The organism is Shuttleworthella sp. (assembly GCF_057251025.1).
In genome coordinates this window covers 64,729-81,469 of the sequence record NZ_DBHIDN010000006.1, presented here as the reverse complement: position 1 = coordinate 81,469, position 16,741 = coordinate 64,729, and the positions used below count along the sequence as shown (strand labels likewise).

General features: G+C 44.6%; 16 protein-coding genes and 1 pseudogene. 1 reads left to right on the top strand and 16 read right to left on the bottom strand.

The genetic code is table 11. The features are described 5' to 3' along the window. Window positions 1-232 precede the first annotated feature (232 nt). Window positions 233-525, top strand: a pseudogene (locus tag ACO5R6_RS02890) (IS1634 family transposase); the annotation flags it as partial. Between the two features lie 191 nt (window positions 526-716). On the opposite strand, the gene ACO5R6_RS02885 reads toward ACO5R6_RS02890, so the two are convergent. The 16 genes from ACO5R6_RS02885 to ACO5R6_RS02810 all read right to left on the bottom strand — a co-directional run bounded on the left by ACO5R6_RS02885 (window position 717) and on the right by ACO5R6_RS02810 (window position 16,722). Beyond that, window positions 717-1,259 carry a hypothetical protein gene (locus ACO5R6_RS02885; RefSeq protein ID WP_485625685.1) on the bottom strand — a complete coding sequence of 181 codons (543 nt, stop codon included), beginning with the start codon at window positions 1,257-1,259 and terminating at the stop codon, window positions 717-719. A gap of 294 nt (window positions 1,260-1,553) precedes the next feature. Beyond that, window positions 1,554-4,232 carry an alanine--tRNA ligase gene (alaS, locus tag ACO5R6_RS02880; RefSeq protein ID WP_485625684.1) on the bottom strand — a complete coding sequence of 893 codons (2,679 nt, stop codon included), beginning with the start codon at window positions 4,230-4,232 and terminating at the stop codon, window positions 1,554-1,556. Window positions 4,233-4,351: 119 nt separating this feature from the next. After that, window positions 4,352-4,828 (bottom strand): ribonuclease HI, encoded by a 477-nt coding sequence (gene rnhA, locus ACO5R6_RS02875; protein ID WP_485625683.1) that lies wholly within the window; start codon window positions 4,826-4,828, stop codon window positions 4,352-4,354. A gap of 3 nt (window positions 4,829-4,831) precedes the next feature. Then, window positions 4,832-5,599 carry an MBL fold metallo-hydrolase gene (locus tag ACO5R6_RS02870; protein WP_485625682.1) on the bottom strand — a complete coding sequence of 256 codons (768 nt, stop codon included), beginning with the start codon at window positions 5,597-5,599 and terminating at the stop codon, window positions 4,832-4,834. Continuing rightward, window positions 5,596-6,921, bottom strand: a complete 1,326-nt coding sequence (locus ACO5R6_RS02865) for an amidohydrolase family protein (protein ID WP_485625681.1) — start codon at window positions 6,919-6,921, stop codon at window positions 5,596-5,598. The genes ACO5R6_RS02870 and ACO5R6_RS02865 overlap by 4 nt, the downstream gene beginning before the upstream one ends. A gap of 1 nt (window position 6,922) precedes the next feature. After that, window positions 6,923-7,756, bottom strand: coding sequence for a purine-nucleoside phosphorylase (locus ACO5R6_RS02860; protein WP_485625680.1), 834 nt, complete (start codon window positions 7,754-7,756; stop codon window positions 6,923-6,925). Window positions 7,757-8,013: 257 nt separating this feature from the next. Next, on the bottom strand, window positions 8,014-8,727 hold the full coding sequence (locus ACO5R6_RS02855; RefSeq protein WP_485625679.1) for a hypothetical protein: 714 nt from the start codon (window positions 8,725-8,727) through the stop codon (window positions 8,014-8,016). Beyond that, window positions 8,678-9,574, bottom strand: a complete 897-nt coding sequence (locus ACO5R6_RS02850; RefSeq protein ID WP_485625678.1) for an ABC transporter ATP-binding protein — start codon at window positions 9,572-9,574, stop codon at window positions 8,678-8,680. Before ACO5R6_RS02850 ends, ACO5R6_RS02855 begins: the two co-directional genes overlap by 50 nt. A gap of 196 nt (window positions 9,575-9,770) precedes the next feature. Beyond that, complete coding sequence (locus tag ACO5R6_RS02845; RefSeq protein WP_485625677.1) at window positions 9,771-10,736, bottom strand: hypothetical protein; 966 nt, start codon at window positions 10,734-10,736, stop codon at window positions 9,771-9,773. Window positions 10,737-10,910: 174 nt separating this feature from the next. Beyond that, the gene (locus tag ACO5R6_RS02840; RefSeq protein ID WP_485625676.1) at window positions 10,911-11,330 is read right to left on the bottom strand and encodes a DUF4357 domain-containing protein; all 420 of its coding nucleotides are present in this window, start codon (window positions 11,328-11,330) and stop codon (window positions 10,911-10,913) included. Further along, window positions 11,311-11,772 (bottom strand): GIY-YIG nuclease family protein, encoded by a 462-nt coding sequence (locus tag ACO5R6_RS02835; RefSeq protein WP_485625675.1) that lies wholly within the window; start codon window positions 11,770-11,772, stop codon window positions 11,311-11,313. The genes ACO5R6_RS02840 and ACO5R6_RS02835 overlap by 20 nt, the downstream gene beginning before the upstream one ends. Before the next feature lie 333 nt (window positions 11,773-12,105). Beyond that, the gene (locus tag ACO5R6_RS02830; RefSeq protein WP_485625674.1) at window positions 12,106-12,486 is read right to left on the bottom strand and encodes an SdpI family protein; all 381 of its coding nucleotides are present in this window, start codon (window positions 12,484-12,486) and stop codon (window positions 12,106-12,108) included. A gap of 25 nt (window positions 12,487-12,511) precedes the next feature. Beyond that, window positions 12,512-13,423: an ORF6N domain-containing protein gene (locus ACO5R6_RS02825; protein WP_485625673.1), complete on the bottom strand. Its 912-nt coding sequence runs from the start codon at window positions 13,421-13,423 to the stop codon at window positions 12,512-12,514. A gap of 38 nt (window positions 13,424-13,461) precedes the next feature. Further along, window positions 13,462-13,947: a hypothetical protein gene (locus ACO5R6_RS02820; protein ID WP_485625672.1), complete on the bottom strand. Its 486-nt coding sequence runs from the start codon at window positions 13,945-13,947 to the stop codon at window positions 13,462-13,464. Between the two features lie 1,447 nt (window positions 13,948-15,394). Beyond that, complete coding sequence (locus ACO5R6_RS02815) at window positions 15,395-16,114, bottom strand: hypothetical protein (RefSeq protein WP_485625671.1); 720 nt, start codon at window positions 16,112-16,114, stop codon at window positions 15,395-15,397. Continuing rightward, window positions 16,114-16,722 carry an ATP-binding cassette domain-containing protein gene (locus ACO5R6_RS02810; protein WP_485625670.1) on the bottom strand — a complete coding sequence of 203 codons (609 nt, stop codon included), beginning with the start codon at window positions 16,720-16,722 and terminating at the stop codon, window positions 16,114-16,116. Before ACO5R6_RS02810 ends, ACO5R6_RS02815 begins: the two co-directional genes overlap by 1 nt. Window positions 16,723-16,741 lie beyond the last annotated feature (19 nt).

Genomic DNA, 16,741 nt, shown 5'->3' with positions numbered 1-16,741 from the left:
CAAGCTATCGCCGTAGCCGTAGGATTTATTGATTTCTTTAATCTGTAAAAACATTCATATCCTCCTAGTGTTATGTTGCAATACGATTTTGACGTGAATCCTTTGCTTTCAACATCAAAAAGGGATTTTGATATATGTACAGTGCTGCTGAATTAGTTATGCCTAACTAAATGAGATAATTATAAAACCATGATTTTAATGATACAAGCTTTCAGTGAAATAAAATATAGATGACGGCTTCTACGCCGTATGTACAAACCTTGAAGATGATGCCGCAACGATCATCAGCATCAACCAAAAACGATGGCAGATAGAAGAATGCTAGGCGAGAGCTATACCAGCGAAAACATCATAAGAACGCTGAAAGAGATGAACATGCTGCTAGCACCCGGTGAGGGGTACATCCCGGAGTATACCCGCACTGATCTTACGGATAAACTGCACGATGTATTTGGCTTCAGAACGGATTATGAGATTGTGTCTCAGAGAAATATGAAAAAGATTTTAACGGCAACAAGAAAGTAGAAGTATAGCTAGAATTTGGAAACAGAACAGAAGCCCACAAATGGCGTAACTACGCGACTTGTGGGCTTCTCACTCTTAATTAACTGTCAAAGATGGGATTATACTTGCCCGACCTCTTTCTTGTCAAACACAAGCAGAAACCCTTCTAAACCTTCATTTAATTCTTCGCCAATCTCCTCGAAAATATCACTTTATGGATCAACATACTCTTCGGCTTTATATAAGGGCATTAATCCGGTGGGATCCAGCTGCTTGTCTTCAATAATGTTCCACTCACCATTGATGCCCTTTTCAAAGACAAATTCGTGTCTTGCATCATATCCGGTTTCTACACCTGTTTCTGCTATTGTTAAATATGTCTCCTCCTTTACACTGACTGATACCCTTGAATCAGAATCCTTTTTTACTTCATTGATATCTATTATGGTTCTTGCTTTGGAATATGTCTCACCCACAGATTCTAATTTTTTTCTAAATTCAGCTATTTCAACTCTTTGTCTTTGCTCTATCATAAAATTTCTCTGTGATCGAAAGACATTTTTACATGAGATATTCTCATCAGACAGCATGACAGAAGCTCTTTCTCTTAAGAGATTGTCTATTTTTTCACGAATTTCCATCTCATCTGGCTTCCCAGGTCCCATATTGGAGCTGGCATATATTGTATTAGAGAAACTCGAGAAAAACATGATAGCAACAAGTGCAAATGACAAAATCTTTTTTATATTTTTCATATATACACCCTTTCTGTGCTATTCCAGTCTTAATAGTTACATGAATTATAACTTGCCTGGCTTTATCATACTATTGACAAAACCCAACGAAGACGAAATCATCTTTTTGTGAATCTCTTATATTTTTCACTTGTTTGCGGAAGTGTTTTTTATTTCTCTGATAGAGAAAATTTCTTAAAGAAAATCGGACCCAGGAAGATCCCATCTGATGAAATCATCCTGAGTCCTAAACTCTTTAAGTATATGCATGTCTGTCAGAGCATCCGGCACAAGAAGCAATCCGGCAAATACTTCCTAGGACAACTGTTCCTCAAGAACGCTCTCAGCCTCAGCCAGAGCTGCAGGAATCCCCGCCGGATTCTTGCCGCCGGCCTGCGCCATGTTGGGGCGGCCTCCGCCGCCTCCGCCTACGAGTCCCGCAATGCCCTTGATCAGGTTGCCGGCATGAGCCCCCGCCTTCTGAGCGCCTTCTGTTGCGGTCGCCATGAGAACAACCTTACCGTCATTTGCGGAGGCGAGGAGGACAATGCCCTCTCCCAGTCTGGCCTTGAGCTGATCGCCCAGGTCGCGCAGGCCATTCATATCGACGCCCTCCAGGGCTTTTGCCAGGAACTTGATCCCCTTGATCTCCTTGACAGCATCCTCGACATTGCCAAGGGCCTCTTTTGCGGCGGCTGCCTTCATAGACTCCAGCTCCGCCTCCAGACCCCTGATCTCCTCCTGCATGTGCCCGATCTTCTCCACCAGATCAGAGGTCTTGGTCTTAGCCGCTGCGGCCGCTTCATTGAGTTCTCTCTCGATATCCTCGTAATAGGCAAAGACAGCTGGTCCGGTCAGGGCTTCAATCCGGCGAACGCCGGCGGAAGAACCCACCTCAGATATGATTTTAAAGGCCTGGATCTTACCGGTGCGCCCAACATGGGTTCCGCCGCAGAGCTCAGTGGAATAATCTCCCATCTCAACCACGCGGACCTGATCGCCGTATTTCTCTCCAAAAAGGGCCATTGCCCCGGTCTTCTTGGCATCCTCCTGGCTCATGATCTCAGTTACAACCGGAACATCGGCCGCGATGCGCTCATTGACCAACTTTTCAACCCTCCTGATCTCCTCTGCCGACATGGCGGAGAAATGGACGAAATCAAAGCGGAGCTTCTTGTCGTCGACATAGGATCCCTTCTGTTGAACATGATCCCCCAGGACCTCCCGCAGGGCCCTGTGGAGCAGATGCGTCGCCGAGTGATTCCTTGCGATATTGGCCCGGCGGTCGGCATCCACCTGAAGCGTCGCCCGGTCGCCCACCTTGAGCATACCGGAAATCATCTGTCCCACATGTCCGATGCGGCCGCCCAGCAAATGAATGGTCTCATCCACGCGAAAGATCCCCTCTGCCGTCTCAATCAGGCCGGAATCGCCCAGCTGGCCGCCCATAGTGCCATAAAAGGGAGTCTCGTCCACAATCACGGTTCCCCTGGTCCCATCGGTCAGAGCGTCAACCAATTCACCGTACTTATCCTCAGCCGGATTCACCTCCGTGGTCAGGACGCTGATCCTTGACCTTGCCTCCAGCTTGTCGTAGCCGACAAAAGAAGAGCTGATGGAATTGTCGATATCGTCGTAGACCGTTGCTTCCTTTCCCATATAATTGGAGGCCTTGCGAGCGCCGCGGGCCTTGGCTCTCTGCTCCTCCATGGCCGCCGCAAAGCCCTCACTGTCATAGGTCATCCCCTTCTCTTCCAGGATCTCCGCCGTAAGGTCAACAGGAAAACCGTAAGTGTCATAGAGGCGAAAGGCATCGGCTCCGGAGAGAACCCTCTCTCCCCTGGCTGAAAGCTGATCCTCGAGCTGGGCCAGCATGGCCAGTCCCTGGTCGATGGTGGCGTTGAATTTTCGCTCCTCTTCCGTCAGGACCCGGCGGATGAACTCCCGCTTCTCCTCTAGTTCCGGATAGCCGTCCTTGGACTCTTGGATGACGACATCCGCCAGCTCCGCCATGAATTCCCCCGGAATCCCCAGCATGCGACCATGTCTGGACGCCCGGCGGATCAGCCGGCGCAGGACATAGCCCCGGCCCTCATTGGAGGGCATGATCCCGTCCGAGATCATGAAGGTGGTCGACCGGATATGATCTGTGATCAGGCGGATTGAGACGTCGTCTGAGGGGTCAGCCTCATAGGTCTTTCCGGCCATCTGGCAGACCCGGTCCCGGATGGCCTTCATGGTGTCGATCTCGAAGACCGTCTCTACATCCTGCATGACGACGGCGAGGCGCTCTAAGCCCATGCCGGTGTCAATATTCTTCTGGGCCAGCTCCGTATAATTGCCGTGGCCGTCATTGTTGAACTGGGTGAAGACATTGTTCCAGATCTCCATGAAGCGATCGCCCTCGCCCCCCATGACATCCTCCGGCCCGTCGCCGTACTTGACGCCCCTGTCATAGTAGATCTCAGAGCAGGGGCCGCAGGGGCCGGATCCGTGCTCCCAGAAGTTGTCGGAGGTGCCGGTCACAGGATCCTTGCCGAAGCGATAGACATGGTCCGAAGCGACTCCGACCTCCTCGGTCCAGATCCGGTAGGCCTCGTCGTCATCAATGAAAATGGTCGGATAGAGCCGGTCCGGCTCCAGCTTCAGCACCTTGGTCAGAAATTCCCAGGACCAGTGGATGGCCTCCCTCTTGAAATAGTCCCCGAAGGAGAAATTGCCAAGCATCTCGAAGAAGGTCAGGTGACGGGCCGTCTTGCCGACATTTTCAATATCCCCGGTGCGGACACACTTCTGGCAGGTGGTGACCCGGCGGCGGGGAGGGATCTCCTGGCCCGTGAAATAGGGCTTTAAGGGAGCCATCCCCGCATTGATGAGCAAGAGGCTGTCATCATTGTGGGGCACGAGCGAGAAGCTCTTCATCACCAGATGGCCCTTGCTCTCAAAGAAGTCCAGATACATTCTTCGCAGCTGGTTTACGCCGAATTTCTCCATGGATTACATCTCCTTCTGACCGTCCGGGGCCGCAGGTCCCGGGCCGGTTTCTCTTTGGCTGATTGCGGTTGCACGGGCAGTTGTGCGCATAACATAGCAATTATAGTGAATCGACAGGTTCAATTCAACAGGACATCCTCGCGGAGATCCTCGCCGTCCGCTGCACTTGTGGCCAAGACATCGCAGCGCTCGTTGTAGGCCTGGCCGTCATGCCCTTTGACCCAGTGAAAGGTCACCTGGTGCGGCGCCATGACCTCCAGGAGTTTCTTCCATAGATCCACGTTCTTAACCGGCTTCTTCCCGGCGGTCTTCCAGCCATTCTTACACCAGTTGTCGATCCAGTGCTCATTGAAGGCCTTGACCACGTACTGGGAGTCCGACCAGAGATCCACCTGGCAGGGCCGGTTCAGCGCCTCCAGTGCCCGGATGACCCCCATGAGCTCCATCCGGTTGTTGGTCGTCTTCTTGTAGCCGCAGGAGAGCTCCTTGATATGCTCTTCTCCGGCCGCATCCACATAGGACAGAACCGCCCCGTAGCCTCCGGGCCCGTCCGGATTTCCCCGGGCCGCCCCGTCTGTGTATATGGTCACTCGCATCTTCTACTCCTCTATCTCAAAGATCATATTCTCTCTCGTCACATCCACGATCTTGTCCTTGAAGTTGGCCGCCTGTGGCCTGCGCTTGTACTTCTCAACCAGGTCATATTCCCTCCACATGTGACAGGGGAAGACCAGGTCGCAGTCGATCTGCTCCAGAAAGTAGTCCATGCCGAAGGCGAAGCCCTCCTTCATGCGGGGGTCTAAGACGACAAATGCCAGGTCGATGTGCTTGCCCGCCAGTCGGTTGATCTCATGCTTATATGCTCTTCCGATGGACTCGCAGTAGAGTTCTCCCCGCTCTCCCCAGTTCCACCAGTGCAGGTCTCCCGCATGATAGATCGAGAGCCCCTCCACCTCTATATAGAAGGCCACCCCCTCATCCGTAGACCTAAGGGTCCTGATGACCAGGTCATCGATCTTATAGGCAGAGACGGGGGAGACCCTGTGAATCCGTCTCTTGAATTCCCTGTCCTGCCCCTTGCCCGGATTGGCCCGGAGGGCTCTTGCGATGGGGATGTCATCGCTCAGGATATAGTTGATATCCGGGTGCCGCACGCCCTGCCAGTCCAGGACCTGGGGGGTCCAGTGGTCCCTGTGCCGATGGCTTGAGAAGATATAGAGCTTCTTATCCTGCGGGAAGGGCGGGATCTTCCCCCCGAAGACCATGCGGTCAGCCAGGGCATCGGGCGGGAAATAGTCGAAGAGGAGGAGGGTCCGGTCCAGCTCCACCAGATAGGAGGAGTGATGAATATAAGTCACCCGGATCATAGGCCGTCTCCTATCTGGGCATTGATCCTGGCAATGATCTCATTAGCCCTCGCGTAGATCTCTCCCGGTGCAAAACCGATATTGAAAGCGCCGTCCTCGTAGAGGATCCTTCCATTGACCATGGTCATCTTCACATTCTGCTTGCTGCCGGAATAGACCAGGTTCTTGAGCACATCATTCTCCGGCTGCATATTGGGCTGCTGAAGGTCAATCATGATCAGGTCCGCCTTCTTGCCTGCGGCAATGCGGTCGCAATCCAAGAGACCCATGGCCTTGGCTCCGCCCGCTGTCGCCATATAGAGGACATCCTCTGCCGGAAGAGCAGAGGCGTCCTTCTCCCGCACCTTGGCGAGCGCTGTAGTCAGATACATCTCCCGGAACATATCGAGAGCATTGTTGGAGGAAGCCCCGTCCGTGCCGATGGCAAGGTTGATCCCCTCTGTGAGGAAGCGGCTGACCGGGGCGATCCCGGAGGCCAGCTTGAGGTTGGAGGCCGGATTGGTGACGGCAGTCAGGCCCCTCTTCCTGTAGATCCGGAAGTCCTCATCAGAGAACCAGACACAGTGATAGCCGCCGCCCCCGTACTCATACATTCCCAGGGCCTCCGTCAGCTGGGTGGGCGTCTTGCCCCAGCGGTCCATGCACTCTCTGACTTCCCGCTTGGTCTCGGAGTTGTGGAGGAAGACCGGGCTCTTGTACTTGGCCGCAAGCCTTGCCAGGTCCTCCATCCGATCCATGGAGGTCGTGTATTCCGCATGGAATCCCACCAGCATGGAGACCAGGTCTCCCATCGCATTGACCCGGCACAGGTCCTCTTCCACGGCCTCGATGGGGGCTCCAAAATTGTTGAAGCCGGGCACCTGGACCGTTCGAAATCCCGTGTCCACAGAGGCCTTGGCATTCATGGGCGGGAAGAAATACATGTCGAAATTAGATGTGATTCCGGAGGTCAGATACTCCATGATCCCAAGGATATCCAGCCAATAGACATCCTCCTCCTTCAGGCAGGCCTCTCTCGGGAAGATCTCCCTGGTCAGCCAGTCCTGCAGGGGCAGACCGTCAGCCACCGTGCGGGCGAAGGTCATTGCCGTGTGGGTGTGCGCATTCTTAAATCCCGGCATGAGAAGGTTCCCCTTGCAGTCCAGCTGCCGATCCCAGACCAGAGGACTGTTCTCCTCCGCGACAGCCTGGGCCGGCCGGTCATTTCCGTCGCCGATGTAGACGATCTGATTGCCCTTGACCCAGAGTTCTCCACTGACAAGAGCCGGCTTCTCCTGCTCGTCTAGAATCATGATCTTGGCATTATAAAATCGGATATTCATCTTACACCCTTCTTCCCATCTTCTCTATCGCCCTTGTCACAAGGACTGTGAATTTCTCTGCGACCGCCTTCCCGGCCTCGATCACCTCCTGCTCAGACAGGGGACTTGGACTGATACCGGCAGCCAGATTCGAAATACAGGAGACACCGACCACCCGCATCCCCATGTGGTTAGCCGCAATCGCCTCGCAGGCGGTGGACATGCCGACCGCATCCGCTCCCATGGTCCGGGCCAGTCCGATCTCCGCCGGTGACTCGTACTGGGGTCCCCGGATCTGCAGGTAGACCCCCTCCTTCAGGTCAATCTCCGCCTCCATGGCCGCCCTTTGTATCAGCCTGGAGAGGTCTGGATCATAGATGTGACTCATGTCGGGGAAGCGGGATCCAAGCTCGGGAAGATTGGCCCCGCGCAGGGGAGAGGGGACGAAAAAAGAGATCTGGTCGCGGATCAGCATGAGGTCGCCCGCGGCAAAGCCCTGGCGGATTCCTCCGGAGGCATTGGTCAAAAAGAGGATCTTCGCCCCCATCATCCCCATCAGGCGGATGGGCATGACCACCTCTTCCATCTCGTAGCCCTCATAGTAGTGAACCCTGCCCTGCATGACGACCGTCGGCACCCCCGCAACATAGCCGATCACATAGCGTCCCGCATGCCCCGGCGCCGTAGACCTGGGAAAGCCCTCTATCTCCCCATAGGGAATGACCGCCTCTATCTGCATTCGGTCGGCGAAATCGCCCAGGCCAGACCCCAGGACCAGGGCGAGCTTGGGGGTGAAGGGGAGGCGGCCCTTCACGCTCTCATAAGCTCTCATCAGCTTCTCATAGGTCGGATTCATCTTCGCTCCTCTCTGATTGGCCCGCCCTCTTCGACCGGATTAAGACAGCCGGGGTCGGGCCTGCATCGGTTTCATTTCAATGAAAAAGCGGCTCAGAGTCCCCTCCGATCCGCATGTAAACTCTGCTATTCACTTTACCACGCGAGGACATTTCCCGCAATTCAGGACGCCCGTCCGACTTCGATTCCGGCTTCGATTTAATCCGCATCGAAGAAACCCATCTGACTTGACCTCCTCATACCTGCGCCATCCATTTATCAGGAATGACTGACACTTTTTATTAAGTTTTTTGTGTTAAACACCAGAAGAAAAAGAATAAGAATCATTGCAAAATTTACTCCCATCCAAAAGATATCCCGATGAGAGTATGTACAAGTGCTCATGATCTTAAGGAGAATCCCACTGTACAGATATTTTGACGGGAAAGTGAACTCCGCTTTGATTTGTTGAAGCATTGGCGCAAAGAAAATCAGAAGTGTCACCGGTACTGCAATCGGTCCGACATTGGTCTGATTTGCTGTTATTCTGCCAATCACTGCGCCAATAAACATTGAGATGATATCCGCTAAAATTGTAAACAAAGCCACAAATACCGCATCAAACGAAGATGTTGCCCCTGAAAGTTCAAATAAAAGCATGCCTGCAATGATGAATCCCATCATGGAAAAAGCGATCCCTATAAAATATTCATAAGCTTTTACACCGGACATGATTAATAGCTTTAATGTCCCTTTTTCTTTTTCTTCTGCCACAATGGTCGCCGTGATAAGAAGCGGGACTAGGATGGAGTGCATTAATATAAATGATGAACCATCCGATCCAAATTCTTTGCCCGCAACTATTTTTAAGACGATATAGAGAATCGGAAAGATGAAAAATATCAGGAGCATTTTTTTATTTCTTGTAAAATCAATAAACTGTTTATAAGAGACCGCACTTATCCTCTTCCCTATTTTTTTGATCCTGTACATCTGCTTTTCCCTCTTTTAAGTTTAAGAATATTGATTCTAGCGAAGGTTCTTGTGTATGTATCGAACAATACGCTTCATTCCGTATGCATTCGAGAAATGCCTCTTTGTCTCTATTCTGATGATATTCCCTTTTCACCCCGTCATTTCCGATAACCTGTATATATGCTTTGATATCATATTTTTTCTTTATTGATGCAATTGTTCCACTCTCAACCATTTCACCATCGAATAAAAATCCTATCAAGTCACACATCTTTTCCGCCTCCTGCATATTATGCGTAGTCAAAAAGATTGTTGTGCCTTCCTTTTTTAAGAATATCAGCAAATCTTGAATATCATGTGCCGTTCCCGGATCAAGTCCCCGAGTTGGTTCATCTAGAAAAAGAAGTTCCGGTTCATGCAAAATAGCACGGGCAATCGCCAGTCTTTGCTGCATTCCGCTCGACAATTTATATACCTCTCGTTTGGCAACTTCTTCTAATCCCACCATTTTTAGGACATCATCAATTCTTCCCTGCTCTACCGAGTGAATTTTAGCAACAACACGCAAATTCTCATAACAGCTAAGCCTAGCGTATAGTCCAATCGAATCTATTACAATCCCAATTTTACGATAGAAATCATCATCGAACGGCTTATTCCCGAATACCTTTATATTTTCCTCGTCGTATCTTAATTGCCCTGTCAGGAGCCTAATGATTGTAGTTTTCCCAGCTCCTGATGGTCCCAAAAGTCCAAAAACAGTTCCTTTTTTGACATTAATATCAATATTGCGAAGCACTGTTTCTCGGTTATTATATGAGAAATTAACATTCTCCATTCTTATGATATCGTTCATTAAAGACATAATGCTTGTAAAACCTCTTAAAATGCAGGATTTTCACGATTTCACTCTTTGTATCAACGCTATGCACTCCACATGAAGCAAGTGAACACAAAGTACGTCAAGTAGTTGCGTTCGTATGTGGGAACATATCCACATACTTTTTAACGATAGTATAAGGTTATCGTTAAAAGGTATTGCCTAGACAAACTGGAATTTATCAATTACTAATTATATTTTTTAGATCCTTACAAAACTTAATTAAATTTTGTTTTAAACTTGGTATCAAATATTTTTCTTCCATATCAGTTTTAAGATTTAAGTATTTAATTTCATCTTTGATAATTGAGGAACTTTCAATATCATGTGCCAGAGAATTTCTCAAATTTATCCAATTTTGACTTGGTGCATTTTCTTTGTAAAGTTTCTTAAATAATTTATTTTTACCTTCATTGTTACCCCGTAAAATCTTATTAATTTCACTTTGTATTATTTCTTTTCCAAACTCAGAAATCTCATTGTCTTTAGGAATTTTCTCTACTATTACACTTTTAAACATACTCTCTGTAATAATTAGTGAAGACAATACTAATGACTTTTTTATTAATTGTTCTGTGGCGGAATCTATATCATTAAATATGCAATTAATTGTATGTTCATATTTTTCAACTTTTATTGGATACTTCTTGTAATTATCATAATCAAAATCTGAAAAATCATCTTGCAAATAACGTAAGTATTCAGGAAGTTCATATTCGTATTCCGTTCCAGATGGTACTCCATAATAGTCAAAAATATTTGAAATTAGATTATCTGAAACTTCATTATTTCTTTCAATAAATTTTATTGATATGCCATATAACAATTCACTGGTATTTTCCATCAATAACTTATCTTCAATATATTCTTGAATCAAATTAGTTTTTTGAAATATATCTTGTGAAATAAAATCAATATATTCATGTAATGTTAAACTTTTACCCCACGGTAAATCTACACCCAAATAATCCAGTAATTCTTCCTCATTTTCATCTCTAAATCTATCCCACTCAACATAATTGCCAAATACAAAATCATCATTGCCAGTTTCAACTTCCGTCTCAATATCCCAGTCTCTAGGATTAAATATCATTATATTTATACCTCCATAAATTCTAATTTGTCTTTGTTTAAAAATAAATCCCATTATATAATTCCATAAACTCTTTAGCAAACTTTGCGACAAGTTCATGATCAAGTGCAGTTGCTAAGGTTTCTTCATTGTTTTCTTTATATGCAATTCATTCACTTGCTTCACTTCACCCTTTCATTTTTATTGTTCTATCCTTAGAATAAGCCTTCATTATCCCTCACATAATTGTTAATCGACCTGTTTATCTTCAAGTTCTTTCAACGTTCTTCCATCTTTAGTTTTCCAGGTTTTAGGTCCACTCACACTATATCCTAGAATAAAATCAGCTGCTGCCGATGAACTTGAAAAAAGAATATCCTCCGTTGTCACCGAGTTATTTACTTTTGAGGAGTCAAACAACTTCTTCCTTTGTTTCTGCATACCGGCACTTAATGACCTCACAGACATTTTCTCATTTAGTGTTGCCCCGGAAAATACCACAAACCCATCCACAGTCACTTTGCCAGTCGCATTCACTAATCCAGATGTGATATAAAGCAGTTCATCATCTACCGTAGTAGTTGATGAATCCACCTGAACAAAAGGCTCCAGTACCTTGTAGCCAAGTGCATTAATAAGTATCTTTACATTATCTACAAATTCCTCCATTACAGCTATCTGCGATTCTTTCATAACTGTATTTCGATAGGTGTTCTTTGTAAGCACAAGATATCTTTCTGGCTCTAGCAATCTCTACAAAGCGATTTTCAAGATATCTAATCAAAGCTTTATTGAAATCTCTGCCAATAAAGACAACAGCAGTACTCCAGTAATACTTTTCCTTTTCAGACTGATAATCTCTTAAATGCTGAACAAGTCTGTCCTTAACATTTTCTGCTTCTCCAATATATACGGAGTCAGACCCGTCATCTTCTTTACAAAACAAGAAGTATACACCCGCCTGGGTAATATCATCACGCTTACAAGAAGAGATCTCAATACGAGGTATTTTTATTGCCTTTCCATTCCAGTTTGATAACTCTGCAATAATAAAACTATCAGCCGTTCCATTTACAAGAAACAACTCTATCGATTTTCTTCCGTATGCCATTTGAATCACCTACCATTCAATATTTTTGTCTGCCCAACCTATTCTCAATACTCTCATCTACCCAACCATAAAAATTGAACAGATTTACTGGGGGTTTCACTGTTTTTTCAGTACTTGTTTTTTTGCAATCATAATAATGAAAAAACCTTATATTTCAAGCCTTTTTCACACTTTTACTTGTGTACTTTAGTCAACAGAACCACACTCTCACAATGAAGCGAGTGAACACAAAGTACGTCAAGTAGTTGCATTCGTATGTGGGAACATATCTATGAACCTTTTAACGATAGCATAAGGTTATCGTTAAAAGGTATTACCTCGACAAACTGGGAGTTATCTATGTCTTCCAAGATCATCAAAATTTCTTTTTAATGCTGCTTCAGTAAACGGGATAGCGCAGATCATGACAATCATCTGTGCTATGACGATAATCAATCCAGCAATGCCTGTCATGTCCACACTCTTTCCGTAAACGAATAGCATCGCCGCAATTGATATCGGTAGTAAAGCCAATCCACTGTAAAGCCATGTTTTACCGCTGTATTGATGAGCAAATCTCCAGGTTTCCTGATTTTTCATAGATCTCGTTGTTCGATATCCAAACGCATCATTAATCTGTTTTGGTCCGCCTTTCATGAAAAATTTTCCAAATCCAATCATCATAGCTGGTGTCAAAAGGCACATGATCAACATAAAAACCCAGAATCCCGTCATAGCTATTCTCCTAACAAGTTCTGATTTACAACCGGTTCAGTATGCCCTGTATTGTTTGCTCATCCTGAATCTGCGAGATTCCGAAACACTTTTTCCCAGCATCTTTTAGTGAGGCACCGACATGGTAACCGACTGTGTCATCCAGAATCAGGAAGCGATCATGAAAAACAGTCATGTGCTTTACCGTAAGATTTGGATATTGCGAATTAAACGTGTTAATGTCTCTATTACTAAGCCGCGTATTATTGAAGGTATAAATTGTCACATCAACACCGGGATTCTTCTTTGCCAGAATATTAAGCGTCCCAATATCCACATATCCATCTATCAGAACAATTTTCTTAGCTGCCTTCTGCACCAGCGAGATCAGAAGCTCAAATGCATCATAAATCTGCCCATCAAAGAATATTTTCTGCTCTGATTCAGCATGATCATCAATATAAGCAAAGACCTTATCGAACTTCTCATCAGTCTGTTTCTGATACTCAAGTTGTTTTAACTCAACAGCACTGATTCTTTCGAACAGAGCGGCATTACTGGCAATAAAGCGGCGCATCTCGACAAATGCATTGATGATTTGAATACTGACTTGAATGGCGGTATCGCTCCTTAGAACCGCAGACAGCATAGCTACTCCCTGCTCCGTAAAGACATATGGCATATATCGCCTTCCGCCTCTCCCCTTCTTTGAGGTCACAATTTGTGACCTCAAAGAATCATATTCTTCCTGCGTTAATTGGAACCGGAATTCCGCAGGAAATCTTTCTATATTTCTCTTGACCGCTTGGTTAAAAACTTTCGTATCCACTTTATATAGAGCAGCCAAATCACTATCCAGCAGAACCTGTTGCCCACGAACAATATAGACGAGATCCCTTATCGGCCTTGTATCAGTCTGTATTTCTGCCGATTCAACTGTTTTGATTTCATTATCCATAACGTTCCTCATGCATCTTGAGATGCCAATTTGGCATCTCAAGTTCTGTCATTAATTGTGTAAGCATGTTTTGCACAAATTCCAATTTGTCTTTCTGACATATATTTTTGTATTTCGACGAAAGTTAATTTTCTAATCTGCGTATTTGGATACTCCTTATATTTTTTCACTCGAAAAACAGGAGACATCGTTTCACAGGTTTTATCTTTATTCTTTTTTAGATATACTTGCAAGTCTTCACTATCTGCAAAGATTTTGTATGATAATTTGCCATTCTTGCTCTTAATCTCATAGATTCCACAAGATTTTCTCATTGTGTAATCAGCAGTTCTCAAATATAGCTTAGCAACTTCTAATGACTTAAAAGGAAAATTCCATCGCTGTAAGCCTCTATTTTGATCATGTTCAATACAGATGCATCTGCCACAAGTTCCACAGACATATTGTGTATGATTTTCCAAGCAATCAAATGGTTTTAAAAGTGGTGTTATTCTATTACTATCAACATAGCATTCCTTGCACATTTCAATATCACGCTCCCTCTGTGAATGCTAATTTATAAAACTTCTTTTTTCAGTTTTATATTCCATTATACTATATTCCCTACACTTGATAAATCACAATAGGCAGAACCGAAGTTCTCCAAAGTTTCATGCTGTAAAACTGTATCACACCTGCAAGGACGTTCGTTTCGTCTGCCGCCGCTATAAGGTCTCTAAATCTTCTCTTATGCGGTGGAATAAACGTTTTGATAGGACTAAAGCCTCTCTTGTAGACAAAACCCACCGACCTAAGAGGCCGCACCCAAATGCCCATACAGAGCAAGAACTCAAATAGATTCAGGATTATCACAGGCGTACCCCTTCCATCACAGTCTGCGAGTTGTACGGGAAGCTGCGTACCAAAAAAAAAGCTATTCCAATGGCTGTTCTCGAATGGAAGAGTCCGCTCCAGAAAAGAGAAGAACTTATCCGTTCCGGTTTATACATACATGGATGCTTGCAATCATGATACTCTATCTGTCTTATTATTTTTCGGATATCGGTATCACATCATTTACAAACTTACACGGGCCGATCCGGATAGCGTAATATTACATTCGGAAATCGAGAGTTAGAGAACACCTGAGACGCACCCCCTTCATCAATTTCTACACGCCTCAATAGGCAACTTTTGCGAACATTGCTTGGCACCATCGACGCCATCAGTTAAATTTCTTTAATATGCTCCAAAAATCCAGCGATTTCCGGCACCCTTGATTAAGTACCAGGCAAGATCGTTCACATCTTCTAATTCATGGTCAGATGCCAAGAAAATATAAATTCAGCCGCCATTCCCTTCAAACAGGGAACAGCGGCTGATACTTATTCGTCTTCTGCATCATCCATATGCTCTTTCGCATCTGATCGACACGCCAAATAGGTCAGTACCTCAACAATGACCAAAAATACCCAATAGTCTATCTTTGATCCTTCTCCCGTAACCACTCGAAAGATCAAATCTATTAGAACCCCGATAATCGCTGTAGTAATAAGCCTCCTTATTTGTTTTTTCTTTAATTTATGCATGGCCAGCTCGATTCCATCTTCTGGACCAGGAGAGATTCTCTCTTATTGGTCGTTGATGATTACTATCCCAGTACAAACCTCCTCGATATCGACAATATATTTTACCAACTGGTCTATTTGTAACTTCATCTGTACTCTCCAGAATTACAAAAAATGCAACTACTGACCTAATCTCCATTCCTAAATCGATGAGAACTGAAAACCATGTAAAGAGCCCCCCATGCTTTCCTCCTCACACTTCTATATTACGATTCTATTTCCTTCTAATTCATATGTTAGTATGTGCAAACATTTGTGTCAACAATATGTTTTTGATCACGCATCTTTGGTGTTTTTCCCAATACAAGGCTATCGCTTGCGGTACACTTCGCACTAACGTTTATATCAATTTCTTTAATCATGTTTATAACCCTTTTCTCACCCACTTGGGAGATATACAAAGAATGATAATCGTCACGACAGCTAACAATATACCGTATTCCATCATGCCGTCTACAAGAGCAGATATAGGGATTTTATCGTCATTTCTAAAATAATTTTCAACAAACCGGTATAATGTGTTAGATGCATCGAATGAAGAAAAGTACTTTAAGACTCCCCCAAAAGAGCTCAAAACTATTGATAGTATCCAGTAAATAATGCTTACTCCTAAGGACACTAGAGTGCTTCTAAAGATAAGAGATATCGCACCAACAATAATAAAGTACTGAAAAACAACGATGGAAAATAGGCCGAGCGATACCGTAAAATATCTCCACGTACCCAACAATATAGATACTATGATAAGATCCACAAAAATACACGCAAACTCCTCTATCAAGAGAATTGCAACCTTCATCAGATAGAACTTTAAGGCATTAACATCAAAACTTTTATAGAAAATTGTATTTTTTTCTCTATAATCCTTGTTAAAATAATATGAAGTCACAAATCCAAATAGTAAAAAACCAAACTGTGTAAATACAGTATATGTGCTAAACATATAATATGCAGCATCAATATACACTATTTTTTCTATTCCAAAAGGTAGTGCCCACCCCATGATAAATGCAGTAGCTGTAACTGTCATTAGATATACAATGGTATTATTGTGAATGCTTCTTTTTACTTCGAGAGAAAACATTAAATGCCTCCATTGACATATAATTTTATTAGCTCTTCCCTTCTCTTGTATTTTTTAATATTATAATCCTCGAACAGGAAATAATCCCCTTCCATACAGGTCAAGTCTGCCAAGTTATGTGTGATGTTTAATATCACTTTTTGGGGATTACTCCTGATATATAAATTAAAAAAAGAATATATTTCATTAGAGCTTGCCTTATCGAGCGAATTTGTTATTTCATCGAGAATGATGATTTCTCTATCAAGAAGAAGAAATGTCGCTATTTTCAGCTTCTGACGCTGACCATCACTCAGCCTTTTTAACAAAACTCTTTCATCAATATTCGATGTGTCTAAAATATCAAAAAGATACTCTATGTTATCCACATCAAGTTTTTTAGATAAAAATTTTTTCAGCTCTTTTAATGTCATATCCTCTGGAAGATTGGAATAACTGCCTATAATCGATATGCCGTTATCTTCTAGCATCAGTTCTTTTGCAAAGACGGATTTCCCAACACCATTTTTCCCTAAAATGTGACTTATAACGCCCTTCCTGAATTCCACCGTCACATTTGAAAGAAGTTCCCTACTCTTTATACTCAAATTGTAATTTGTGAGTTTCATCCTGCTTCCTTCTCTACTG